The sequence below is a fragment of the Amorphus sp. 3PC139-8 genome (assembly GCF_040750475.1).
Classification (GTDB): domain Bacteria; phylum Pseudomonadota; class Alphaproteobacteria; order Rhizobiales; family Amorphaceae; genus Amorphus.
On sequence record NZ_JABJVY010000030.1, the window covers coordinates 1 to 24481 of the forward strand.

General features: G+C 64.8%; 23 protein-coding genes and 2 pseudogenes. 11 read left to right on the plus strand and 14 right to left on the minus strand.

Features of this window, described 5'->3' with window-relative positions; translation table 11 throughout:
- Window positions 1-153: 153 nt before the first annotated feature.
- The 3 genes and pseudogenes from HNS03_RS21685 to HNS03_RS21695 all read right to left on the minus strand — a co-directional run.
- A complete protein-coding gene (locus HNS03_RS21685; RefSeq protein ID WP_367198148.1) occupies window positions 154-948 on the minus strand; it encodes a branched-chain amino acid ABC transporter permease in 795 nt (264 codons plus the stop codon).
- Window positions 945-1157, minus strand: a complete 213-nt coding sequence (locus HNS03_RS21690; protein ID WP_367198207.1) for a hypothetical protein — start codon at window positions 1155-1157, stop codon at window positions 945-947. The genes HNS03_RS21685 and HNS03_RS21690 overlap by 4 nt, the downstream gene beginning before the upstream one ends.
- A 272-nt stretch (window positions 1158-1429) precedes the next feature.
- Window positions 1430-1729, minus strand: a pseudogene (locus HNS03_RS21695) (integrase core domain-containing protein); the annotation flags it as partial.
- Between the two features lie 46 nt (window positions 1730-1775).
- Between HNS03_RS21695 and HNS03_RS21700 the strand changes: the two are divergent.
- From HNS03_RS21700 to HNS03_RS21710, 3 genes and pseudogenes are all read left to right on the plus strand, one after another.
- Window positions 1776-2104, plus strand: a pseudogene (locus tag HNS03_RS21700) (helix-turn-helix domain-containing protein); the annotation flags it as partial.
- 83 nt (window positions 2105-2187) lie between these two features.
- Entirely contained in the window at window positions 2188-2877 is a 690-nt protein-coding gene (locus HNS03_RS21705; protein ID WP_367198149.1) for a nuclear transport factor 2 family protein, read from the plus strand.
- Window positions 2878-3109: 232 nt separating this feature from the next.
- Window positions 3110-4546: a homospermidine synthase gene (locus HNS03_RS21710; protein WP_367198150.1), complete on the plus strand. Its 1437-nt coding sequence runs from the start codon at window positions 3110-3112 to the stop codon at window positions 4544-4546.
- Window positions 4547-4803: 257 nt separating this feature from the next.
- On the opposite strand, the gene HNS03_RS21715 is transcribed toward HNS03_RS21710, so the two are convergent.
- From HNS03_RS21715 to hrcA, 4 genes are all read right to left on the minus strand, one after another.
- On the minus strand, window positions 4804-5280 hold the full coding sequence (locus tag HNS03_RS21715) for a DUF992 domain-containing protein (protein WP_367198151.1): 477 nt from the start codon (window positions 5278-5280) through the stop codon (window positions 4804-4806).
- Window positions 5281-5525: 245 nt separating this feature from the next.
- On the minus strand, window positions 5526-6728 hold the full coding sequence (locus HNS03_RS21720; RefSeq protein ID WP_367198152.1) for a pyridoxal phosphate-dependent aminotransferase: 1203 nt from the start codon (window positions 6726-6728) through the stop codon (window positions 5526-5528).
- 253 nt (window positions 6729-6981) lie between these two features.
- Complete coding sequence (locus HNS03_RS21725; protein ID WP_367198153.1) at window positions 6982-7308, minus strand: hypothetical protein; 327 nt, start codon at window positions 7306-7308, stop codon at window positions 6982-6984.
- A gap of 268 nt (window positions 7309-7576) precedes the next feature.
- Entirely contained in the window at window positions 7577-8680 is a 1104-nt protein-coding gene (hrcA, locus tag HNS03_RS21730) for a heat-inducible transcriptional repressor HrcA (RefSeq protein WP_367198154.1), read from the minus strand.
- 297 nt (window positions 8681-8977) lie between these two features.
- On the opposite strand from hrcA, the gene rph reads away from it, so the two are divergent.
- The 6 genes from rph to trpS all read left to right on the plus strand — a co-directional run bounded on the left by rph (window position 8978) and on the right by trpS (window position 17579).
- Window positions 8978-9691 carry a ribonuclease PH gene (rph, locus tag HNS03_RS21735; protein WP_367198155.1) on the plus strand — a complete coding sequence of 238 codons (714 nt, stop codon included), beginning with the start codon at window positions 8978-8980 and terminating at the stop codon, window positions 9689-9691.
- Between the two features lie 5 nt (window positions 9692-9696).
- Window positions 9697-10338 (plus strand): RdgB/HAM1 family non-canonical purine NTP pyrophosphatase, encoded by a 642-nt coding sequence (rdgB, locus tag HNS03_RS21740; RefSeq protein WP_367198156.1) that lies wholly within the window; start codon window positions 9697-9699, stop codon window positions 10336-10338.
- Window positions 10257-11603 carry a radical SAM family heme chaperone HemW gene (gene hemW / locus HNS03_RS21745; RefSeq protein WP_367198157.1) on the plus strand — a complete coding sequence of 449 codons (1347 nt, stop codon included), beginning with the start codon at window positions 10257-10259 and terminating at the stop codon, window positions 11601-11603. Before rdgB ends, hemW begins: the two co-directional genes overlap by 82 nt.
- Window positions 11600-14401 carry a [protein-PII] uridylyltransferase gene (locus HNS03_RS21750; RefSeq protein WP_367198158.1) on the plus strand — a complete coding sequence of 934 codons (2802 nt, stop codon included), beginning with the start codon at window positions 11600-11602 and terminating at the stop codon, window positions 14399-14401. The genes hemW and HNS03_RS21750 overlap by 4 nt, the downstream gene beginning before the upstream one ends.
- A 411-nt stretch (window positions 14402-14812) precedes the next feature.
- Window positions 14813-16393, plus strand: coding sequence for a murein biosynthesis integral membrane protein MurJ (gene murJ, locus HNS03_RS21755; protein WP_367198159.1), 1581 nt, complete (start codon window positions 14813-14815; stop codon window positions 16391-16393).
- Between the two features lie 115 nt (window positions 16394-16508).
- Window positions 16509-17579, plus strand: a complete 1071-nt coding sequence (gene trpS / locus HNS03_RS21760) for a tryptophan--tRNA ligase (protein ID WP_367198160.1) — start codon at window positions 16509-16511, stop codon at window positions 17577-17579.
- Window positions 17580-17591: 12 nt separating this feature from the next.
- On the opposite strand, the gene HNS03_RS21765 is transcribed toward trpS, so the two are convergent.
- The 3 genes from HNS03_RS21765 to HNS03_RS21775 all read right to left on the minus strand — a co-directional run bounded on the left by HNS03_RS21765 (window position 17592) and on the right by HNS03_RS21775 (window position 20048).
- Window positions 17592-18185, minus strand: a complete 594-nt coding sequence (locus tag HNS03_RS21765) for a Smr/MutS family protein (protein WP_367198161.1) — start codon at window positions 18183-18185, stop codon at window positions 17592-17594.
- A gap of 4 nt (window positions 18186-18189) precedes the next feature.
- Complete coding sequence (locus HNS03_RS21770; RefSeq protein ID WP_367198162.1) at window positions 18190-19260, minus strand: murein transglycosylase A; 1071 nt, start codon at window positions 19258-19260, stop codon at window positions 18190-18192.
- A 74-nt stretch (window positions 19261-19334) separates the two neighbouring features.
- A complete protein-coding gene (locus HNS03_RS21775; protein ID WP_367198163.1) occupies window positions 19335-20048 on the minus strand; it encodes a Tim44/TimA family putative adaptor protein in 714 nt (237 codons plus the stop codon).
- Window positions 20049-20388: 340 nt separating this feature from the next.
- Here HNS03_RS21775 and HNS03_RS21780 point away from each other — a divergent pair, with 340 nt between their 5' ends.
- Window positions 20389-20916: an FxsA family protein gene (locus HNS03_RS21780; RefSeq protein ID WP_367198164.1), complete on the plus strand. Its 528-nt coding sequence runs from the start codon at window positions 20389-20391 to the stop codon at window positions 20914-20916.
- A gap of 85 nt (window positions 20917-21001) precedes the next feature.
- A complete protein-coding gene (secB, locus tag HNS03_RS21785; RefSeq protein ID WP_367198165.1) occupies window positions 21002-21511 on the plus strand; it encodes a protein-export chaperone SecB in 510 nt (169 codons plus the stop codon).
- Between the two features lie 120 nt (window positions 21512-21631).
- On the opposite strand, the gene dnaQ is transcribed toward secB, so the two are convergent.
- From dnaQ to HNS03_RS21805, 4 genes are read right to left on the minus strand one after another with little or no spacing between them, the layout of a single operon-like run.
- Window positions 21632-22378, minus strand: a complete 747-nt coding sequence (gene dnaQ / locus HNS03_RS21790; RefSeq protein ID WP_367198166.1) for a DNA polymerase III subunit epsilon — start codon at window positions 22376-22378, stop codon at window positions 21632-21634.
- A 55-nt stretch (window positions 22379-22433) separates the two neighbouring features.
- A complete protein-coding gene (gene coaE / locus HNS03_RS21795; protein ID WP_367198167.1) occupies window positions 22434-23045 on the minus strand; it encodes a dephospho-CoA kinase in 612 nt (203 codons plus the stop codon).
- Window positions 23042-23887, minus strand: coding sequence for a shikimate dehydrogenase (locus HNS03_RS21800; RefSeq protein WP_367198168.1), 846 nt, complete (start codon window positions 23885-23887; stop codon window positions 23042-23044). Before HNS03_RS21800 ends, coaE begins: the two co-directional genes overlap by 4 nt.
- The gene (locus tag HNS03_RS21805) at window positions 23884-24480 is read right to left on the minus strand and encodes a Maf family protein (RefSeq protein ID WP_367198169.1); all 597 of its coding nucleotides are present in this window, start codon (window positions 24478-24480) and stop codon (window positions 23884-23886) included. Before HNS03_RS21805 ends, HNS03_RS21800 begins: the two co-directional genes overlap by 4 nt.
- Between the last annotated feature and the right edge of the window lies 1 nt (window position 24481).

A 24481-nucleotide genomic window follows, 5' to 3' on the forward strand; every position in this document is an offset into this window, starting at 1 on the left:
ACCCCACAGTGGGATCGATGACCAAACACCCATCAGTCGCCTCGCCCTATCCCGAGACAACCTGTTGAGACTCCACAGCTAGACGTCGCATACCGAGCTTGAAGTCCGCGCTCGGTACCGGGACATACCGAGCCTCGTCGGTGGTCAGAGGGGTCATGGTCCACTCCGTTTCAAGAGGGTTGGACTCGCGGTCGAAGGCGAATGGGCGTTCGCGCCATTCGCTCGGGCGAGGGTGAGCACGACGCCACGGTTGGAGCCTCTGCCGCCGACAATCACGGCCATCCAGACGTAGAAGGTGAGGATCGGCAGGAACTGGTCCGGCACGAGATAGCCGACATATACGGCATTGAAGGCCGCCACCGCCGCCGCGATCGCCGCGCCCAGCATGAACACCTCCACCTTGAAGCCGGCGACCGGTTTGCCGAGGCTGCGCGCGGCATCCTCGTTCTCGCGGATGGCTTCGATGGTGCGGCCGTACGGCGAGCGGCCGAGCCGTTCCAGCAGCACGAAGACCACCGCCAGCGCCGTCAGCACCAGGGCGAGCATGACACTGGCGCTCGCTGACACAGACAGGCCCGGAAAGAAGTCGGCGACCGGCAGCCCCCGCGTTCCGTTGGTGAGCCACCGCTCGTTGACGATGATTGAGCGCACGACCTCGCCGAAGCCGAGCGTGACGATCGCAAGATAAAATCCCACCCGCAGTCGAATGCTCGCCAGGCCGAGCGGCAGCGCCGCGATAGCCCCGGCTGCTATGGCAGCGAGGAATCCTATGGCCGGCGGCAGGCCGAGCGGACCGGAGACCAGCGCATAGGTGTAGGCGCCGAGGGCGAAGAAACCGACTACGCCAAAGTTCAGGAGACCTGTGTAGCCCCATTGGAGATTGAGACCGAGCGCCAGGAGGGCGTAGAGCCCCACCTGGGTCGCCATGGCGATAATGTACGCGGTCATCGGGCGACGGCCCCCTTGCCCGAGAGGCCGCTGGGTTTCAGCAAGAGCGCGCCGATCAGGACCAGGAACGCGAAGCTCACCTTGTAGGTGTCGCTGATGACCAGGGTCGCGAGATTCTGCGAAACGCCGAGCAGCAGGCCGGCGGCGATGGCGCCATACGGGCTACCGAGGCCACCCAGCACGGCCGCCGAGAAGGCAGGGAGCAGCAGCGGGCAAGCAAGGCATTACCCTCGCCGAACGCCCCCTCCGTCGAAACGAAGCGATTGACGTGGCCGGTGTCCGCTCCGATCTGGCTGATCTCGGGGGCTCCCGACAGGGTCATAACCGGTATACGGGCCTTGGTCGTGTAGGAGAGGATCGGTTACGGACCGGAAGTATCAAACGCGGCAGCCGACAGGCGGCTCCGTCTGCGCCCCAAGCTCGAGCTTCGAATTCGGCGCACTGAACCGCCCCGGTCTTACCGGAGGCCGTTTAGTTTAAGTCACGCTGCCATGGCTTGTTCACCGAGCATCGCGCAGTAGCGTTCCTCGGCTTGGGCCTGCGGGATATTCCCGATGGGCTCCAGCAGCCTGCGATTGTTGAACCAATCGACCCAGGTCAGCGTCGCAAACTTGACGGCTTCGAAGGAGCGCCACGGCCCACGTCGATGAATGCCCGCGGTCTTGTAGAGACCGTTGATCGTCTCGGCGAGAGCGTTGTCGTAGCTGTCGCCGACGCTGCCGACCGAGGGTTCGATACTGGCTTCGGCGAGGCGTTCAGTGTAGCGGATGCTGACATATTGCTTGGTCTCAAACGGTCGTTGCAACGCTCTGCTGAAGGAGGTTGCAATGGCAGGAAGGCGGCGCTCGGAGCGATCGACACGGAAGGCTCTTCGCTCGCCGAGCGGCCACCGGTTGCGCGGCGGGAGCATCGGCAGGCGTTCTGGTCGGCGATCGCAGGTGGATGTTCGAGCGTGGACGCCGCCACCGATGCGGGCATATCCGTTCCGGTGGGAGCCAGGTGGTTTCGGGAGGCCGGCAGCATGCCACCATCGCATTTCGCTTCGTCGGCGAGACCGCCGTCGGGGCGGTACTTGTCCTTAGCTGAGCGTGAGGAGATCGCGTTGCTGCGCGCAAAGGGTCACGGCGTGCGCGAGATCGCACGGCGCCTCGGGCGGGCTGAGGCGCTCCCCGCTAATCGGATACTGACGGAAGCTACGATCTGAGGTCATCCTGGTTCCTCGGGAAGGAGACGAACGAGATGACAAAGAGGAAGCGGCACGCGGCCGCATTCGAGGCGAAGGTGGCGCTGGAAGCACTGAAGGGCGAGCAAACGGTGGCCGAGTTGGCCGGAAGCGAACCGATAGATTCAAGATGCAGTCAAGGCCCGGCCAGACACACAGCAGAAGAAGTATCGTGTACTATGGACCAAGCAAAGCTCGTTCAATTTGCGGCTCGGGAAGCGATTCGGGACTGCCTCTATCGGTACGCGCGAGGGATCGACCGCGCCGACGACGACGCGCTGCGATCGAGCTATTGGCCTGATGCCTATGACAGCCATGGCGCAACGTCGGGGCCGGTCTCAGATTTCTTTGAGCGGGTGCACAAGGCATGGGCGGCCGGCCCGCGCAACATCCATCACATCACAAACATCCTGATCGACTTTCAGGACGCCGAGCATGCCGTGGTGGAAAGCTACTTCCTCGCCCTTCAGCGCAATACCGGCCTGGACGGGGTCGAACGCCAGGTGATGCTTAGCGGGCGTTACTGCGACCGGTTCGAGCGACGCGGCGGCGAATGGCGGGTCGCTCATCGAATCGTAGTCTACGACTGGGTGGACCAACAGCCCACGCCCGACGCGCCCGAGGCCGATCGCTTCGGCCTGCGGACCCCGATTGGCGCGCCGTGGCCGGACGACCCGATCTACAAGATCGGGAGGTCTGGAAGCTAGAGCCTGTTCCGATCTGGCGGAGGCATCCGATCGACGAAAATAACTTCAGATTCAATAATTTGAGCAATTCCTTTTCGTTCAGATCGGTTCGATCTGAACGGGAAATGCTCTGGACGTCATTTCCCGCCGGGGCTTCCAACCGGCTTCCATATCCGCCACAACGGCAACGGCGACACTGTCCCGCCCTCGCGCTTTCTCCACGCTTGCCGCCTGACTTCGAAGGAAACCCGTCATGACCGACTGGCCGACCCACGGCACCATCACCGGCCCCATTGTAATGATCGGCTTCGGCTCGATCGGTCGCGGCACGCTGCCTCTGATCGAACGCCACTTCGAGTTCGACCGCGCCCGCATGGTCGTGATTGACCCCGTCGACACCGACCGCAAGCTGCTGGACGAGCGCGGCATCCGCTTCGAGCAGCTCGCGCTGACCCCTGAGAACTACCGGGACGTGCTGACCCCGCTGCTGACCAACGGCGGCGGCCAGGGCTTCTGCGTCAACCTCTCCGTCGACACCTCCTCGCTCGACATCATGAAGCTCTGCCGCGAGCTCGGCGTGCTCTATATCGACACCGTGGTGGAGCCGTGGGCCGGCTTCTACTTCGACAAGTCGGCCGATGCGGCGAACCGAACCAACCACGCCCTGCGCCAGACCGTCCGCGACGAGAAGGCCGCCAATCCCGGCGGCACCACGGCGGTGTCGTGCTGCGGCGCCAATCCGGGCATGGTCAACTGGTTCGTCAAGCAGGCGCTCCTCGACATCGCCGAAGCGACCGGCCATTCCTTCACCGAGCCCAACGTCGACGACCGCACCGGCTGGGCCACGCTGATGCGCGATCTCGGCGTGAAGGGCGTCCACATCGCCGAGCGCGACACCCAGCGCGCCAAGCACCCGAAGCCCCTCAACGTGTTCTGGAACACCTGGTCGGTGGAAGGCTTCATCGCCGAGGGCTTGCAGCCGGCCGAACTCGGCTGGGGCAGCCACGAAAAATGGCAGCCGGACAACATGGTGAGCCAGAAATCGGGCTGTCAGTCGTCGCGCTTTCTGATGCAGCCCGGCGCCAACACCCGCGTGCGCACCTGGTGCCCGACGCCCGGTGCCCAGTACGGCTTCCTGGTGACGCACAACGAAAGCGTCTCGATCGCCGATTTCTTCACGGTCGGCGCCGGCCTCGATCCGGAGTACCGCCCGACGGTGCATTACTCCTACCATCCGGCGAACGATGCGGTGCTGTCGCTGTTTGAGATGTTCGGCCAGGCTGGCAAGGCGCAGCCGGAGCATCACATTCTCGACGAGAACGAGATCGTCGACGGCATCGACGAGCTCGGCGTGCTGCTCTACGGCCACACCAAAAACGCCTATTGGTACGGCTCGCGCCTTTCGATCGAAGAGACCCGCGATCTTGCGCCCTACCAGAACGCGACCGGCCTGCAGGTCACTTCCGCCGTACTTGCCGGCATGGTTTGGGCGCTGGAGAATCCGGAAGCGGGCATCGTGGAAACCGACGAGATGGATTTCCGACGCTGCCTCGACGTGCAGCGTCCCTATCTCGGGCCGGTCGAAGGTCACTACACCGACTGGACGCCGCTCACCGATCGCCCGGGCTTTTTCCCGGAAGATATCGACGAGAGCGATCCCTGGCAGTTCCGCAACGTGCTGGTGCGATAAGCAAATTCCAGCAAATATCGAAGCGCGGCCGTCCCTCCGGAATCCGCGACGAAAAAGAGCTTTTCCGCGGGCGTCTGACCTGCGGAAAAGCTCTCGATTTTTCAACCTCGTTCAGACCGACTGAATGCCGCTCCACTTTTTGCCGAAGCGCAGGTGGACGGCCTATTCATCGTTCTGATGCGTTCCCGAACGGCGAAGCTGTTCGCCGTTTGGAAATGCTCTCGGGTCTGAACGACGCCGCATTATATCCTGATGGCTTATTTCGCAGCGGCGAGCGTCAGCTCGGCGACACCGGCGGCCACGTTGATGCCGGTCTGGGCCTGTAGCGAAAGCGGATTGAGCGCGATCGACTTGTTCGACCCACCGACCAGCGCATTGGCGCCAAGGCCCACACCCGCCGTCGCCTCGGCGGTGGCGCCGACATATTTGCCGGCAAGCGCATGCGGATCGAACTTGTCGGCGGCTGCCAGCACACCCCAAACGATCTGGGTATCCTGGGTCTTCCCGAGGTCGATACCGTAGCGATTGATCACGCCGGTATAGGAGGTCTTGGTGCCCCCGCCCGCAGGCGAAAACACGCACTTCAGATTCTTCGTCGACTTGAACACGAAGTTCGAACCGCCCGCGGCGGAGCACTCCAGCACGCCGACCCGCACGCGGTCCTGCGCGGCGGCGGGGGTCAGCGACGCGGCGGCAAACGTCAGCGCAAGAGCCGTAAGCGCGGTCTTGATCATCGGTATCTCCAATTCTGGGCACGGTTGCCTTTTAGATCCGTTCAGCCTTTCACAGAAACGCAGAACGGTACTAACTATTTATTTTAACACGTTTCCGGACGGCCAACCGGTTTCCACTTAGCCTGGAAACGCGCTCGACGAACGTCCGGCCTGCCCTCGACGAAGAACGCTCGCTACGAGACGGCAGCATGCCCTCTCCGACTTCGCCTGCAATTGCTTTGACGCAACTGCATTACGGCGAAATCTCAGCGCAAGCTCCCGCAGAAGCGCTGGATGCGCTCGCACGCGGTTTCCAACGCTTTCGTCGAAGTGGCATAGGAAATCCGGAAATTGGGCCCCGTCCCGAACGCACTGCCTTGGACGACGGCAACGCCTTCCTGCTCCAAAAGTTCCGTCACAACGTCCTCGTCGGTCTCCAAAACCTTGCCGGAGGGCGCCGAGCGTCCGATCAGCCCGGCGCAGGACGGAAACACGTAGAACGCCCCCTCCGGGGTCGGGCAGGAGATCCCATTCGCCTGGTTCAGCATCGAGACCACCAGGTCGCGGCGCTGCTTGAAGACGATGTTGTTCTCCGCGATGAAGCCCTGCGGCCCGTTCAGCGCGGCAACGGCCGCCCATTGCGAGATGGAGCACGGGTTCGACGTCGACTGGGACTGGATCTTGGCCATCGCCTTGATCAGGAAGTCCGGGCCGCCGGCAAAACCGATCCGCCACCCAGTCATGGCATAGGCCTTGGAAACGCCGTTCACGGTGAGCGTGCGCTCAAACAGTTCCGGACAGACCTGGGCGATCGTGGTGAACGCGAAATCGTCGTAGACGAGATGCTCGTACATGTCGTCGGTCATCACCCAGACATGCGGATGCTTGACCAGAACGGCGCCGAGGGCTGCCAGCTCGTCACGAGTATAGGCGGCGCCGGACGGGTTCGACGGAGAGTTCAGGAGGACCCATTTGGTCTTCGGCGTGATTGCCGCGTCCAGGGCCTCCGGCGTCATCTTGTAGGCCGTCGCCTCGCTGGTCTCGACAGCCACCGGCGAGCCGCCGCCAAGCAGCACCATGTCCGGATAGCTGACCCAATACGGCGCCGGAATGACGACTTCGTCGCCCGGATTGAGGGTCGCCATCAGCGCGTTGTAGAGCACCTGCTTGCCACCAGTACCGACCGAAATCTGCGAGGTCTTGTAGTCGAGCTCGTTCTCGCGTCGGAACTTCTCGACGATGGCTTCCTTCAGCTCCGGAATGCCGTCGACTGCGGTATATTTGGTCTTGCCTTCGCGGATCGCGGCGATCGCGGCTTCCTTCACGAAGTCGGGCGTGTCGAAGTCCGGCTCACCGGCGCCCAGTCCGATCACGTCGCGGCCGGCGCGCTTGAGCTCGGCCGCCTTGTTAGTCACCGCGATCGTGGCCGAGGGCTTCACGCGGGCAAGGGAATCGGCGAGCAGAGCCATATCGTCACCTCAAGACCTGAAGAAAAGTCAATCGGCCGCCATCGCGACCCGAGCCGCGTCAAATGCGGCGCCTTCCCATGCCGTGGTTGGACCCGACTGGCAAGAGGCTTTGCGGACGCAAGCCAAGCGCCCATTCGTCGAACGCGCGCGGGCGAAGGAAAACATCGTGCTGATGTCCCCCCGGCCCGCACGAAAACCCGACAGGGCCGTCTGCTATGACGTCCGGCCCGTTCGCCTCGACGTCATCGACGCCTCAGAACGGGATGCCACCGCCGTAGGTGCCGTTCCAACCGGAAATCGGCCCGGTCGGCTGATCGTAGCTGCCCGCGTTCACCGGAAGCTCCAGATTCGGCGTTTTCAGCTTGCCGCTGTCGATGTCCGGCCCGATCGGCAGGCCGGAGTTGGTCAGCATATAGACGCCGGGCAGATTCGGACCGTAGGGGCCGGGGTAGTTGTAGCCGCGCGGCGTCACGGTGATCTGGGCGGGTCCGGTGGCGGTTACGTCGGATTGGGCGATCGCAGGCGCGACCGGAGCCATCAGGATCAGCGCCAATCCAGCGGCCGCAAAGCTCCTCGTCATATCCTTGTCTCCCTGCAGACAGCTTCCGCAGGCACCCCAGGCCCCGGAACGAACGCGGTCACTCTCAACTCGACCTTATAAACCGGGAATCGATCGGAACGCACGTCCGGACGTCGCATAGGCGCCCTTTTTTCGGCAAACTGTCGCCGTGATGCCGCATTTTTGATCGCGATCAAAAGAGGACGGGAACGGCTTAAGACCGGTTTCAGCCGCTGATTTGTCACGGTTCAAGGCCCACCACGAGTGTCCATTCCTCGCAAAAGGCGCTCTACCGCACCAGCTTGCCGACGAGACGGGCGGTATAGTCCACCATCGGAATGACGCGGCCATAGTTCAGACGGGTCGGGCCGATGACGCCGAGCACGCCGACGACACGGTTGGTTTCGTCGCGATAGGGCGACACCACCAGCGACGATCCGGACAGCGAAAACAGCTTGTTCTCCGAGCCGATGAAGATCCGCACGCCCTCGCCCTCGTCGGTGAGGCTGAGAAGCTGGAGCAGCTCGTTCTTGCTTTCCAGATCGTCGAACAGCCGGCGGATACGCTCCAGATCCTCCTGCGCGCTCAAATCTTCCAGGAGGTTCGCCCGGCCGTGGACGATCAGCGTGCCGCCGGTTTCCTCCGCGCTGCCGGCCCAGGAGGCGATCCCCGTCTCCACCAGCCGGCGGGTGAGCTCGTCGAGCTCCGCCTGCTGCTCCTCGCGGACCTTACGCAGAACGGCGATCGCCTCCGCCAGGGTGCGACCACGAATGTGGGCGTTCAGATAGTTCGAGGCTTCCACCAGAGCGGACGGCGGCAGGCCGGGCGGGAGATCGACGATGCGGTTCTCCACCGAGCCGTTTTCGCCAACCAGGACCACCAGCGCGGTCTTGGAGTCGAGGCGAACGAACTCAACGTGCTTCACGCGCAGATCCGCCTTGCCGACCACCACGACGCCCGCGCCGCGCGAGAGGCCGGACAGAAGCTGGCTGGCATCGTTCAGCAACGCCTCCACGCCGCGATCCTGCGCCGTGGTGCGCACCTGGGCATCGATTCCGGCGCGTTCCTGGTCGGAGAGATTGCCGATCTCCAACAGCGCATCGACGAAGAAGCGCAATCCGAGCTCGGTCGGCAGACGGCCGGCGCTGGTATGCGGGGCATAGATCAGACCCAGCGTTTCCAGGTCGGCCATCACGTTGCGCACCGACGCCGGCGACAGGGCGGTCGTCAAACGTCGGGAGATGTTGCGCGATCCGATTGGGTCACCGGTCTCCAGATAGGTCTCGACGATCTCCTTGAAGATCTCGCGCGAGCGCGCGTCGAGATCCACGAGATGCGAAAGCGGCGAATCGAGCGGGCGATCCGAGGCCAAGGGACGACTACTCCACGTCATCGGGTGCGGCCGCCGACGCACGGCGGCGCGCACGAAAAGTGTCTCATCCGAATATAGGAAGTGCGTACGGTTGGATGCCACCCGTCAAGAGGCGGAGGACCGATCGGGCCCTTACGCAGAGGCTGCCGCTTTACGCGCTTTGCCATTGCGGGTTACGAGAACGGCCTTGCTTGCGATCGGGATGCGGATTTGCGGAACACTCCGGTCCGCCGCATCCAATTGACGTCAATCGATCACGCGCCTGCCTTCGGGCCGTTTTGGCCGGACACCGCCCGTGATCCGGGGGAGAATTAAGAGATGCGCCCTTCCAACCGAGCGCCCGACGAACTGAGATCCGTGTCGCTCGAGCGGGGCGTCTCCCGCCATGCCGAGGGCTCGTGCGCCGTCAAGTTCGGCTCGACCCATGTCTTGTGCACCGCCAGCCTGGAAGAGCGGGTGCCGGGCTGGCTGCGTGGCTCCGGCGAGGGCTGGGTCACCGGCGAATACGGCATGCTGCCGCGCGCCACCAACACGCGCATGCAACGCGAGGTCAACGCCGGCAAGCCCTCTGGCCGCACCCAGGAAATCCAGCGCCTGATCGGCCGCTCGCTGCGCGCCGTGGTCGACCGCAAGGCGCTGGGCGAGCGCCAGATCACCGTCGACTGCGACGTGATCCAGGCCGACGGCGGCACCCGCACGGCGGCGATCACCGGCGCCTGGGTCGCGCTGTCGGACTGCATCGCCTGGATGCGGACGCGCGGCATGGTCCGCGACGGCGTTCTGCGCGACCATGTCGCGGCGGTATCCTGCGGGATTTTCCGAGGAACCCCAGTGCTCGATCTGGACTATGCGGAGGATTCGGAGGCCGAGACCGACGCCAACTTCGTCATGACTGGCTCCGGCGGAATCATCGAGATCCAGGGTACGGCGGAACGCACCCCGTTCACCCGCGACGAGTTCGGCGCCCTTGTCGATCTCGCAGAGACCGGAATCGGCCAGCTCGTGGAGCTGCAAAAGCTGGCGGTGAGCTGACCGCGATGGCCGTTCGCCCCTTCACCGAACCGGAGCTCGTCGTCGCCAGCCACAACGCCGGCAAGGTGCGGGAAATCCGCGAACTCCTGGCGAGCTTCCCGATATCCATCCTGTCGGCGGGCGATCTCGGTCTGCCAGAACCTGAGGAAACGGGAACGACGTTTGCGCAAAATGCGCAGTTGAAAGCGTGCGCAGCTGCGCAGGCGTCGGGCAAGCCCGCGCTCGCCGACGATTCCGGCTTGTCGGTCAACGCTTTGGACGGCGCACCCGGGATCTATTCGGCCCGCTGGGCCGGCCCGGACAAGGATTTTGCGCGCGCAATGCGCAACGTGGAGGAGGAGCTGCGCGCGAAGGGCGCCACCAAGCCCGAGGCGCGCGGCGCGAAGTTCGTCTGCGTTTTGGCGCTCGCCTGGCCCGACGATCACGTCGAGATCTTCCCCGGCGAGATCGCCGGCACGGTGATTTGGCCGCCGCGGGGGACGCAAGGCTTCGGCTACGACCCTATATTCCTTCCTGAAGGGTTCGATCGGACCTTCGGAGAAATGTCAGCTGAGGAAAAGCACGGATGGCGGCCGGGCGAGACGACGGCGTTGTCGCACCGCGCGCGGGCCTTCAAGGCCCTCGCGGAGACCTGTCTGACAGGCTGAGCGCGGCTGCGCCGGGCCCAGCGCCGGGCGATGACGACAGCCTGGCGATCTACGTGCACTGGCCGTTCTGTGCGGCCAAATGCCCCTATTGCGACTTCAACAGCCACGTCCGCCATGGCGGCGTCGACCAGGCCCGCTTTGCCGCCGCGCTCGTCCGCGAGCTTGAGACCAGCCGGTCCCATATCGGCGAACGCACCGTCACCAGCATCTTCTTCGGTGGGGGGACCCCCTCGCTAATGGACCCGGTCACCGTCGAGACGGTGCTCTCGGCGATCGCGCGTCTCTGGCCGATGACGGCGGATTGCGAGATCTCCCTGGAGGCGAACCCGTCGAGCGTGGAGGCCGCTCGCTTCGCCGGCTACCGGATCGCCGGCGTGAATCGCGTCTCGCTCGGCATCCAGTCCTTCAACGACGATGCGCTGCGCTTTCTCGGCCGGCTGCACGACGCCGCCACCGCACGCCGCGCCATCGAAATCGCCCGGACAACCTTCGCGCGCACCTCCTGCGATATGATCTATGCCCGGCCTGGCCAATCGGTCACCGATTGGGAAGCCGAACTGGCCAGCCTGCTCGCGCTTCGGCCGGACCATCTCTCGCTCTACCAGCTCACCATCGAGCCGGAGACCCCGTTCTTCCGCCTGCAGTCGGCCGGCAAGCTCCGCGTGCCGGAGGGCGACCTCGCCGCCGATTTGTTCGAGACGACCCGCGCCCAGTGCCGCGCCGCCGGGCTGCCGGCCTACGAAGTCTCCAACCACGCCAGGCCCGGAGCGGAGTGCCGCCACAACCTGACCTATTGGCGCGGCGGCGACTATGTCGGTGTCGGCGCCGGAGCCCATGGCCGCCTCACGATCGATGGCATCCGCCACGCCACCGCCAACGAACGCAGTCCCGAAGCCTGGCTCGCGGCAGTGGAACAGGACGGCCTGGGCGCGGTGGAGACCGCGACCCTCAACGACGAAGAGAGCGCGGAAGAGTTTCTGGTGATGGGGTTGAGGCTTGCCGAAGGGCTCGATCTTCAACGCTTCACCCGGCGGAGCGGCTGGACCCTTGATCCCGCCCGGCTGGCGCCCTTGATCGAAGAGGGCTTCCTCGGCTGGAAAGACGGCGGCCGCCTGGCCGCGAGCGAACGTGGGACGCTGGTCCTCAACACCCTGATTGCCGAGGTTGCCGGTGCGGCCCTCGCGAGCGAGGCTTCGCTCGGTTATGGTCACGGGCAAAAGCACGAGCAGGCGGGAGGACGGCCCGCACTGGAGCGAACTTGGTGACGCTTGCCGACACACCGACCACCAAGCGGGTCCGCCAGGGTCCCGTCGCGATCCTGGACCGCGAGGCCCTCACCGAGCGCCTGATCGAGCGGCTACGGGACGACGGCGGCAACTGGGACCGGGCCCGATCGGATCTTCTGGCGATCCTGAAGCAAGAGCGCGAAGCCGCCATGCGCGAGATCGAAGCGCTGTTGGCGGAGGACGGCGGCGGCCTTCTCTGCGCCCGGCGGATCGCCAACCTCCACGACGACCTGATCTGCATCATCGCGCAACTCGTCATCTCCTACGCCTACCCGGCCGACAACCCATCTTCCGCCGAGCGAATCTCCATCACGGCCGTCGGCGGATATGGCCGCGGAACGCTTGCCCCCGGGTCCGACATCGATCTCCTGTTCCTGTTTCCCTACAAGCAGACCGGCTGGGTGGAGAGCGTGGTGGAGGCGGTGCTCTACCTGCTCTGGGACCTGGGCCTGACCGTCGGGCACGCCACCCGTTCCATCGACGATTGCATCCGCATGGCGCGCTCGGACATGACCGTGCGCACGGCCGTTCTGGAATCCCGCTTCCTGTGGGGCGACGAGGCTCTGGCCGACGAACTGGTGGAACGGTTCGACACCGCGGTGGTGCGCGGCAGCGCGGCGGAATTCATCTCCGCCAAACTGGCCGAACGCGACGAACGCCACCGCCGCCAGGGACGCTCGCGCTATCTCGTCGAACCCAACGTGAAAGAAGGCAAGGGCGGGCTGCGCGATCTCAACACGCTGTTTTGGATCGCGAAATATTTCTACCGCGTGCGCACCGGCGAGGAGCTGGTCCGCGTCGGCGTCTTTTCGCGCGCCGACTACCGGCTGTTCCGCAAGTGCGAGGACTTCCTTTGGGCGGTGCGCTGCCACCTCCATTTCCTGACCGGACGCCACGAGGAGCGGCTCTCCTTCGACGTCCAGCGGGAGATCGCCGTCCGGCTGGGATACACCTCCCATCCCGGCATGCGCGACGTCGAGCGCTTCATGAAGCACTACTTCCTAGTGGCCAAGGACGTAGGCGACCTGACCCGAATCTTTTGCGCCGCGCTGGAGGAAGAACACGTCAAACAGACGCCCCGGCTGAATCGGTTCCTCAGGACCATCCGGCGCGGCAAGCAACGGGCCATTCGCGGCCATGAAGACTTCATCGTCGACAACGATCGCATCAACCTCGCCGATTCCGAGGTTTTCCAGCGCGACCCGGTCAACCTGATCCGCATCTTTCAGCTCGCGGACAAGTATGAGCTGGCCTTCCATCCCGACGCGATGACGCTGGTGCGCCGGTCGCTCAAGCTGATCGACGCCTCGCTTCGCGAGAACGTGGAGGCCAATCGGCTGTTCATCGAAACGCTGACCTCCAAGAAGGACCCTGAAACGATACTGCGCCGGATGAACGAGGCGGGCGTGCTCGGCAAGTTCGTGCCGGAATTCGGGCGCGTAGTCGCGATGATGCAGTTCAACATGTATCATCACTATACGGTCGACGAGCACCTGATCCGCTGCATCGGCATCCTGGCCGATATCGAACGCGGCATGCTGCAAAGCCAGCATCCGCTGGCCACGCAACTGATCTCCTCGATCCAGAACCGGCGCATCCTCTATATCGCGCTGTTCCTGCACGACGTGGCCAAGGGGCGGCCGGAGGATCATTCCATCCTCGGCGCCAAGATCGCGCGCAAGCTTTGCCCGCGCTTCGGCCTGTCGCCATCGGAAACCGAAACCGTCGCCTGGCTGATCGAAGAACACCTGGTGATGAGCGCGACCGCGCAATCGCGCGACCTGGGAGACCCCAAGACGATCGCCGACTTCGCCGCGATCGTGCAGAGCCCGGAGCGGCTCAAGCTGCTCGCCGTCCTCACAGAGGCCGATATCGCCGCCGTCGGCCCCGGCGTGTGGAACGGCTGGAAAGCCCAGCTCCTGCGCGTGCTTTACGACGAGACCGAGCCCCGGCTGGCCGGCGGCCACTCGCGCCTGTCGCGCGAGCAGCGCGTGGCTGCAGCCCAGCACACTTTGCGCGAGGCGCTGTCCGATTGGCCGGCCGAGGCGCTCGACGCCTATGTGGAGCGCCACTATGCTCCGTACTGGCTCAGGGTCGATCTGGTCGAAAAGGTCGCCCACGCGACGCTGATTCGACAGGCCGATCTCGACGGCGCCCGGTTCGCAAGCAACGTGGTGATCGACGGCGAGAGCGCCGTGACCCGGCTGACGGTGTTCGCCCCCGACCATCCCCGACTGCTGTCCGTCATGTTCGGCGCCTGTTCCGTCGCCGGCGCCAACATCGTCGACGCGCAGATTTTCACCACCAGCGACGGCTTCGCCCTCGACACCATTGCGATCACCCGCGAATTCACCGACGCAGAAGACGAACGTCGACGCGCGGACAGAATTCTCGACCTGATCTCGCGCACGCTCGCAGGCCGGGAGAAGCTTCCCGACAAGGTGGAACAGCGCATCAAGAAAAAGAGCGGCCCCAAGCCGTTCCGGATCGAGACCGAAGTGCTGCTCCACAACGGCTGGTCGGACCGGCACACGGTGTTGGAGGTGTCGGGGCTCGACCGCCCGGGCCTGCTCTACGACCTCACCCGCGCGTTGTCGGATCTCAATCTCAACATCGCCTCCGCGCATGTCGCAACCTTCGGCGAACGGGTGGTCGACGTGTTCTATGTGACCGACCTGATCGGCCATAAGGTCTCCAACGCCAGCCGGCAGGCACGGATCAAGCGGCGGCTGACGGCAGCCTTCGATGGAGAGATGCCGCGGCGTCATGCGGCGTAGGTAGGCCCCGGTTTTATGCGCACGTCAGCTCGCGCTGGGGACCGGGTAACGCAAAGGCCTTTGCCCGAATCTCCGCTCATTCCCGCGTAAGCGGGAATCCATGGGGCGGTTCGAGTGGCTCGGAGATTTGAGGCCCGTTCGGCGGGGATGTGGCTGTCGAAAACGGACGTTGAATCCGTGTTCGACCCCAGGTGCCTGAACGGAAAGCCGACTCACTATGGATTCCCGCTTGCGCGGGAATGAGGGGAGTAAAAGGCAGGCGTCGCGCGGGTTTCGCGATTTTTTGTCCAACTCGCGTTGCTCGCGGCTCCCCCAGCGCTCTAATTTCGCCAGCCTGCAAAATGCTGTAGAGGGAGGTCGGTCGCGGGCGGGGATCCCTTGCTGCCGCTCGGCCGGTTCGGAGCCACTTCCTTGAATCTCCTTCGTAACTTCGCGACGGTCGGCTCGTTCACGATGATGAGCCGCGTGCTGGGCTTCGCCCGAGACATCCTGATCGCGGCCTTTCTCGGCACCGGGGGCGTGGCGGACGCCTTCTTCGTAGCCTTCAAGCTGCCGAATCTGTTCCGACGGCTGTTTGCGGAAGGGGCTTTCAACTCCGCATTCGTGCCTCTGTTCGCCAGGGCGCTGGAGGAAGGCGGCGAACCCCGCGCCCGCCAATTCGCCGAACAGATTCTCTCGGCGCTTCTGGTCGCCGTGCTTGCGCTCACGCTTCTGGCGGAGATTTTCACGCCCATTCTGGTCTGGATCATCGCGCCGGGCTTTTCCGGCGAGGACGCGGAGAAATTCGCCGTCACGGTGGCGCTGACCCGGATCTGTTTCCCTTATCTGGCGGCCATGTCGCTGGTGGCGTTCCTGTCCGGCGTGCTCAATACCTTCGACAAGTTCGCCGCCGCCGCCTTCGCGCCGGTGCTTTTGAACATCGTGCTGATCGCCGTTCTCACCGGGATCGGCCTGTCGGGTGTCGCCGGAAGCGTGTCCGCGGGTTGGGTGCTGTCATGGGGCGTGTTCGCGGCCGGCCTGATCCAAGCCGGCATGCTGTGGGTCGCCGTCGCCCGACACGGCTTCCGCCTCCGGCTGTCCCGCCCACGCTGGAACACCGCCGTGAAGCGGCTTTTGAAGCTCGGCGTTCCAGGCGTGATCGCCGGCGGGATTACCCAGATCAACATCATGGTCGGGACGATCATCGCCTCGTTCGCGCCGGGTGCGGTGTCGTTCCTCTACTATGCCGACCGGATCTATCAGCTTCCGCTCGGCGTGGTCGGGATCGCCATCGGCGTGGCGCTGCTGCCCGATCTGTCGCGCCGGCTGCGCTCGGGCGATCTGGACGGCGCCCAGCACACCCAGAACCGAGCGCTGGAATTCTCCCTGGTGCTGACGCTGCCGGCTGCGATCGCCCTGGTGCTGATCCCCACCGATATCATCGCCGTGCTGTTCCAGCGCGGTGCCTTCGATGCCGCCGATACCGCAGCCACCGCTCATGCGCTCGCCGCTTACGGTCTGGGTTTGCCGGCCTTCGTGCTGATCAAGGTGTTGTCGCCGGCCTTCTTCGCGCGGGAAGACACGGCGACGCCGATGTGGTTCGCCGGCGCCAACATGCTGGTCAGCGTGGTTGCGGCAATCGCGCTGTTTCCGCTGCTCTCCCATGTCGGGATCGCACTCGCCACCTCGCTCGGGGCGTGGATGAACGTCGCGCTCTTGTGGACAACGCTGGTGCGTCGGGGCGACTACCGGACCGATCCGCTGGTGCGCCGACGGCTGCCGCGGATCGCACTGTCGAGCGTCTTGATGGGAGCAGTGGTGATCGCGCTGGCCTGGCTGCTGCAGCCGGCCTTCGACCACGATACTCTCGCCATTCGCGCGCTTGCGCTGGTCGGCCTGGTGGGGATCGGCATGGTCGTTTTCTTCGGGCTCTGCCAGCTCACCGGCGCAATCGATCTCAAGCGCTCGATCGGCCAGATCCGAGGGCGGCGCAGCACCGCCGGAGGGTCCTGATTGCCGCCACCGCCCGGCGATTGCGGGCCGGCAGCGACGTTCGGGTTGCGAAGCGCGAACGGCTTCGCCATAACCCCTTGTCTCTCTTTCTCCGGACGTGGATTGGGCAAACCGGATGACGGCGTTTGAACCTCGCGTATTTTCCGGCGTGCAACCGACCGGAAATCTCCATCTCGGCAACTATCTGGGCGCGATCACCCGTTTCGTCGCGCTGCAGGACAGCTATCCCTGCATCTACTGCGTGGTCGACATGCACGCGATCACCGTCTGGCAGGAGCCGGAGGAGCTGACCAACGCGATCCGCAGCGTGGCCGCGGCCTTCATCGCCGCCGGTATCGATCCGGACAAGCACGTCATCTTCAATCAGAGCCAGGTGCACGAACACGCCGAGCTGGCCTGGATCTTCAACTGCGTCGCGCGGATGGGCTGGCTCAACCGGATGACCCAGTTCAAGGAGAAGGCCGGCAAGGACCGCGAGAACGCGTCCGTCGGGCTGTTCGCCTATCCGAGTCTGATGGCGGCCGACATCCTCGCCTACAAGGCAACGCACGTTCCCGTCGGCGAGGACCAGAAGCAGCATCTGGAGCTGACCCGCGATATCGCCCAGAAGTTCAACTACGACTTCGCGGAGCGGATAGCGGAGCTGGGCTTCGGGGATGCCTATTTCCCGCTGACCGAACCGATCATCCAGGGGCCGGCGACGCGCATCATGAGCCTGCGCGACGGCTCCAAGAAGATGTCGAAGTCCGACCCGTCGGACTATTCGCGCATCAACCTGACCGACGATCGCGACGCCATTTCCCAGAAGATCCGCAAGGCGAAGACCGATCCGGAGCCGCTTCCGAGCGAGCTGAAGGGGCTGGAAAGCCGTCCGGAGGCGCAGAACCTGGTCGGAATCTACGCCGCCCTCGCGAACTCGACCTCGGAGCAGGTGCTGACCGACTTTGGCGGCGCGCCGTTTGCGACCTTCAAGCCCGCCCTCGCCGAGCTCGCCGTGGAAATGCTGGCGCCGGTCAACGCGGAAATGCGGCGTTTGCTGGCCGATCCGGGGCACCTCGACCAGATCCTGGCGAAGGGAGCCGATCAGGCCGCCGAAATCGCGGCTCCGGTGATCGACGGTGCCAAGGACATCGTCGGCTTCGTCACGAGCCGGCGCAAGCGCACGGCCGAACGCTCCGTCGCGTAGTCGGAAAACCCCTTAGCGATCCGCCGGCCGATGCCGGCGGATCTGGATATAGAGCGCGCCGGCACCGCCATGGGTGCGGTGAGCGGTCGAAAGGCCGACCACCAGCGGGCGGATGTCGGCCGCTTCCAGCCAGTGCGGCACCTGCCGCTTCAAGACGCCCGCCTCGTCGGCCACGCCCGAACTTCCCTTTCCGGTGATCACCAGCACGATGCGGTCGCCGCGAGCCTGCGCCGCCATCAGGAAGCTCTTGAGCGCGCGATGGGCCGCCTGCTGCCTGAGCCCGTGCAGATCCAGCCGCGCATCGATCGCCATCGCCCCCCGCGCAATGCGCTGCAGTGTCCGGCGATCGACGGCGGGAAGATGATGCGGGGCCCGGTGGCGCGGCGCTTTCGCCACGGGTGCGGTCGGCAGCCCGGCGGACGGGACCTTTCGGGCACCGGAGGGCAGAGCTGGATCCGAGGCCTCCGGCGCCGGCGTCTCAGGCTTCGGGCGGATGGCCGCCGCGCGCTTTGCGTCCAGCGGCGCGACCGTTTCCGCCACCTTGCGCCAGAGCGCCTGCTCCTCCTCGCTCAAGCGCCGCGAGGGCCCTCTGCGCCTGGTTGCCATGGATCTACTCGCCGGGCCCGATGGATCGGGGCTCGAGCCGATAGAGCGTGGCGCGGTGCTTGATACGGCCGGCGCGGTCCCCAGCCTCGGGCCCGGATCCGAAGAAGATGTCGCCGCGCGCAGGACCCACGATCGCGGACCCGCGGTCCTCCGCCACCATCAGGCGCCGAAAGGGGACGGCTTCCCCCGTATCCGAAGCCGGCAGCGCGGCATCGAGCCAGATCAGCTCGCCGAAGCCATGATGATCGAGATCCACCGCGAGGCTCACCTCCGGGATCAGGGGAAGCCCAGCCGCACCGACCGGACCATCCGCTTCGTCAAGGCCGTCGACGGGCGCGAAAAAGATATAGGACCGGTTCAGATCCATGATCTTCCGCGCTTCGTCGGGGTGTCCTTTCAGCCAGTCGCGCAGACTTTGATAGTCGAGCGCATCGGCAGAGAGATGCCCGCGCGCGACCACGATGCGTCCGATCGCGGTATAGGGGTGGCCGGTCTTGCCGGCGTAGCTGACCCGAAGCGTCGTCCCATCGCGAAAGCGCAGACGGCCCGAGCCCTGAACCTGCATGAAGAAGGCATCCACCGGATCGGCAAGCCAGGCCAGTTCGAGCCCACGCCCAGCCAGTGCCCCGGCGGAAATGGCGGCGCGGTCCGGATAGGGCTCCAGACCAGCCTCCGTTTGCCGGGCAAAACTCAGACCCGCCAGGCGATCGTCATTGCGGGCATCGGCGTCGATCGCGACCAGGTCGTCCGGCCGGCGATAGACGGGCACGGAAAAGCCCGGCTCCTCGGTGCGCGAGGCGGCAAGCTCCGGCTCGAAATAGCCGGTTACAAAGCCCGCTTCGGGCCCGCCGATGGGGACCGGCCGGAACCAGATTTCCAAGAACGTTCGCGCGACGTCGTCATCGACTTCGTCGGGAAGCGCGCGCACAGCGCGGCACGCCGGCTCATAGACCGGGAACGTCTGACCGATATTCGGGCAGTGGCGACGGAAGGCCGCGAATGCCGCACCGACCGAGGCGTCGGACCATCCTGCAAGCGCGGCGAAAGTCGCTGCAGGCGGTTCCGCTTCGGCCATCGCGCCATCCTCATGTGCGATCAACCCGGCAATGCCAACGGCCGCCAAGAACCAGCGGCCGCACCGTCCGATCCTCACGCCGATTCGGTCGCGACCAGCTTCCAGTTGGGGTCGGAGGTCGTCACATCACGGGCGAAGGTCCAAATATCGGTCACATCGACGATCTTGTTCGGATCGCCATCGATCACCGCTCCCGCCGAATCGTAGGTCGTCGAGATCATCTGGCTTTCAAACCGCACGGTGACCTGCGCCGTCTGCCCTTTGAGGGCGGCATCCACGATTTCCGCCTTCTCGATCCCGATCAGCGTCGAAGAGATCCGCTCCTGGCGCTTTTCGCGGTCATCGATCGCTCCCACGAAACCGTCGAGCACATCCTTGGAGAGAAGCGGACCCAGCGCCCGGCGATCGCCCTCGGCGAAGGCGGTGACGATCATCTCGTAGGCGGCGCGGGCACCGGTGAGGAACGACTTCGGCTCGAAGTTCGGATCGACCTCGGCGATCGTCGACAGCGCCTCAAACAGCGGCGTGCCGGGCTTAGCGGCGGGGGCGATTCGCTCTTCCATATTGGCAGAAGCGCCACCTGCTGATTCCGCCGTCGGCCGCGGTAACGTCACCACGTTGTCGCTGCGCGATTCGCCCGCTGGTTCGCTGCGCTCGCGCGCGGAGTAAGGGTCGAATGGTCGTCGCTCGTTCCCCGTTCTCCGGCCCAGCACGCTGCGCAGGCGGAGAAAAATCGCCACTGCCAACGCTAGGAAGATGACATTGTAGATGTCGAAGAACTCGCTCATACCCGGCTACCGTTCAGCTCGTCCACGGCGCGCATCCCGTTTTCGAAAGGCGCAGCTAATTTAAGATACCGCGTCGATATGTAATGCCCGATCGCCAGCGATAAAGAGATACGGGCACGGGCGGGTGTTTATTCACCCTACCGAACCTGATGGGGCGGGTCCATCGTCGATCGACCCTCGAAACCGAGACCTGAAGGCCCATATCCGACGGATGCGGACTTTGTGCCGCCAGGTCCGGCTGGTGCAGGTCCATACGCACGAACCGCTAGAGACCGGGATTTATCTCGGTCGAAACCAAGAGACCCGAACACCTCTCAAACCTTCCGAGCATTCATCGATCATGCCTTTGGGACCGATCCTGTTCTTTGCGCTTCTCGCCGTTCCGGCTTTGGAGATAGCCGTCTTCGTCATCGTTGGCGGGGCCATCGGCGTGCTTCCGACCATCGCGCTTGTCTTTCTGACGGCGGTAATCGGGTCGGCGCTTCTCAAACATCAGGGCCTGTCGATCCTGAATCGCATTCGCGCCGAGATGGATGCCGGACGCGTTCCGGGCGCCGAACTCGGCCATGGCGCGATGATTTTGGCCGCCGGCGTGCTGCTGCTCACTCCGGGTTTCGTCACCGACACGATCGGCTTTCTGCTGTTCGTCCCGCCGATCCGCGAGACGATCTGGCGCACGATCTCCGCGCGCATCGCCGTTTCCGTCGTTCGGCCAGGGGGACCGCAAGGACCTCAGCGTCCGCGCCGTGACGGCCCTGTGGTCGACCTCGACGCCGACGACTATGGACCCGCCGATGCCAACTCGCCCTGGTCCAACTCCGCCGGGTCTTCGCTACCGGGTAACGGAACGGGCGAGCGTCGGCCTTGAGGATTGCTCGGTTTTGGCGTACCGCACGGACCGAACCCGAACCGAACGCCGCGGCCCTGCGGCCGAACCGATGGAAAACGCCCTTATGAGCGACACTTCTTCGTCCCCAGACGCACAACCGGGCAGCGGCGCCGAAGGCGCGGGTACGGGCCAGCCGCCGTCAATTCGAGTGCTTGCCCAGTACACCAAGGATCTCTCGTTCGAGAATCCCAAGGCGCCGGCCTCGCTGCAGCAGCAGCAGAACTCGCCGCAGATCAATATCGACGTGAACGTTGCCGCGCGCGCCCTTTCGGACGCCGATTTCGAGGTCACGCTGAAGCTGGAAGCCCGCGCCGGCGAGAGCGAGGACCCGTTGTTTCACGTGGAACTCGACTACGCCGGCATCTTCCGTCTCCAGAACGTGCCCAATGAGCACGTTCACCCTTTCCTTCTGATCGAAGGGCCGCGGCTTCTGTTCCCGTTCGCCCGTCAGATCGTAGCGGAGGCGACCCGCAATGGCGGCTTCCCGCCGCTGATGATCGATCCGGTGGATTTCGCAGCGCTCTATCGCCGCAATCTGGCCCAGGCCCAGAATTCGACCGCAACAACGAACTGACCTTTTGCAGTAGAAAAGTACCTTGCGCCCGGACCAGCTGGTTCGGGCGCATTCCGCCCATCGGGCGAAGCCAACACCGGTTGTCGCGAAACCGGTTCCGGCTTTCCTGAAATCCTTCGGCTACCGGTTTGCCGAGGCTCCGGACGGCGACCCGCTTTGCTCGCTGTTCCAATAGGACGCCCAGACCGTTTCGCTCCCGAACGTCTGCACGAAGGTGGCATGCGCTTCGATTTCCGCCGGTGTGATGCGCGGTGCCAGCGGAGCCGGACGCGGGCGCGCCGGTCGGGACCGTCCATAGCGCGTCCGTCCCCCGGACTGGTCCGCCGCGCCGGACGAGACCAAGGTGAGCGCGGCCTGGCGACCTCCGATCAGCTCCAGATAGACCTCGGCCAGAAGCTCGGAGTCGAGCAAAGCGCCGTGCTTTTCGCGCTTGGAATTGTCGATCGCGTAGCGCGAGCACAAGGCATCCAGCGTGTTCGAGCCGCCGGGATGTTTGCGGCGCGCAAGCGCAAGGCTGTCCACGACGCGATCGCTGGTGATCGCCGGGCGCTTCAGGAGGCCGAGCTCCCAGTTGATGAAGCCCATGTCGAAGTCGGCGTTGTGGATCACCAGCGGATCGTCGCCGATGAAGGCCAGAAAATCGTCCACAACGGCTGAAAACAGCGGCTTGTCCTTGAGAAATTCCGTCGACAGGCCGTGAACGCGGAACGCCTCGTCGGGCACGTCGCGCTCGGGATTGATGTAGACGTGGAAATGATTGCCGGACGGGATGTGATTGACTAACTCAACCGCACCGATCTCGACCAGCCGGTCTCCGGTTTTCGGATTGAGCCCCGTCGTTTCGGTATCGAGCACGATTTCGCGCATATCGTCCCCGCCGCTTCGGATCCTACGTATATGCTGTGCCATGCAGCCGGTTCGGCTACAAGGGCTGGGACTCGCTTTTCCCCGTCATGAACGAAACGGCCTTCAGAATCGACGCCACCGATCGTTCCGCCGATGCCATGCCATGTCCGGTATCGACAAGAAAATGGGCTCGGCGCCGTTTGTCCGCGTCGGGGGTCTGCTTGGCACGGATCGCCTCGAAGCGCTGCTCCGTCATCCCATCTCGGGCCAGAACGCGCGCGCTCTGAACCTCCGGACTCGCCGTGACGACGACCACGGCGTCGACGCTTGCCTCCCGCCCGGTTTCAAACAAAAGCGGGATATCCAAAACCGCGCAAGGCGCGTGCGCAGCACGTACACGCGCAAGAAAGGCGCGTTCTTCCTCGCGCACCATCGGATGGATCAGCGCCTCCAGCCGTTGCATTGCCGCCCGATCGCCAAGCACCTTTTCGCCCAGCCTCGTCCGGTCCACCACATCATCGACCACGACGCCCGGAAAGGCCTCCTCGATCACCGGCACCGCACGGCCCCGGTACAGCGCATGAACCGCCCGATCGGCGTCGTAGACGGGAACGCCAGCCGCGGCGAACATTTTCGCCGTTGTCGACTTGCCCATGCCGATTGAACCGGTCAGGCCGAGAACGATCATGTCACCCTCGCAAGATCGGCAACGACCAGCGCGCGCAACTCCTCCGTCACCTCCGGCTCGACACCGAACCAACGCGAAAACCCTGGCACGGCCTGATGAAGGAGCATGCCGAGCCCATCCACCGCGCGAAGCCCGTGTTTGCGGGCGGAGTGGAGAAGCCCCGTTTCCAACGGCACATAGACGATATCCGCGACCACCGTATCAGGCTGTACGCCTGCAAGGTCGATCGGCACCTCGCCGGCGCCCTCCATTCCGAGGCTGGTGGTATTGACGATGAGCGAGAACCGATCGAGCGGGCCGTCCAACGTCGACCAATCCGCCGTTTCGATACCGGTCATCGATTGCGCGAGCTGCTCCGCCCGTCCGGGCGAGCGGTTGACCACCACGATCGGGCCGACGCCGCGCGAAAGCAGCCCATGCACGACGCCACGCGCAGCCCCGCCGGCGCCGATGACCAACGCGCTGCGGTTCGGTTCTTGCCATCCGGCGGCCCGATCGTCCAGGTTCATGAGAAACCCATGAACATCGGTATTGTCGCCCGCAAGCCGCCCGTCTTCCCACCACAGCGTGTTGACGGCGCCGAGGGCTGCCGCCGTCGCCGTGAGGACGTCGCAGCTTTGCGCAGCCGTAATCTTGTGTGGAATCGTAACGTTCGCGCCGACGAGGCCGCTTTCGGCGAAATCGGCAAAGAAACGCCCCGCATCATCCGGGGAAACGGCGATCGCGTCGTAGCGGCCGGCGAGGCCGTACACCTTCAGCCAATGACCGTGGATGAGCGGCGAGCGGGAATGCGCAACGGGCCAACCGATGACCCCGGCGCGGGGAGGCGAAGCGTCAATCACGATGCGGCAATTCCGATCGATCGCAGATAGGCAAGGAGCGGCAGCAAAGGCAGACCGAGAATGGTGAAGAAGTCGCCCTCCACCTTTTCGAAAAGCTGAACGCCGACGCCTTCCAGATGATAGGCACCGACGCTTTCCAGCGCGCGCGGTCCCGCAACGGCCATGTAGTCGTCCAGAAAGCGCTCGGAAAAATCGCGCATGGTAAGGCGCGCCGATTCCACCGACTGCCATTGGATCTTACCACCGGATACGCAGGCAACCGCGGAGTGCAGCATATGGCTTCGGCCGCGCAGGCGCCGGAGTTGCTCGCGCGCCTCGTCCATGGAATCCGGTTTGGTGAAGCGTTCGCCCTCGAGATCCAGCGTCTGATCGGCACCGACAACGATCGCGTCGGGAAAATGCGGCGCGATCACCAGCGCCTTGGTGCCGGCGAGATGGGCGGCAACGGTGCCCGGATCCGCACCCGAGGCGACCAGCTCCGCTTCTTCGGCCCGTTCGTCGATATCGGCGCTTGCAGTGGAAAAACTCAAGCCGGCAGCCGCCATGATCCGCGACCGTGCCGGACTGCGCGAGGCGAGCACGAGAGCCGTCACC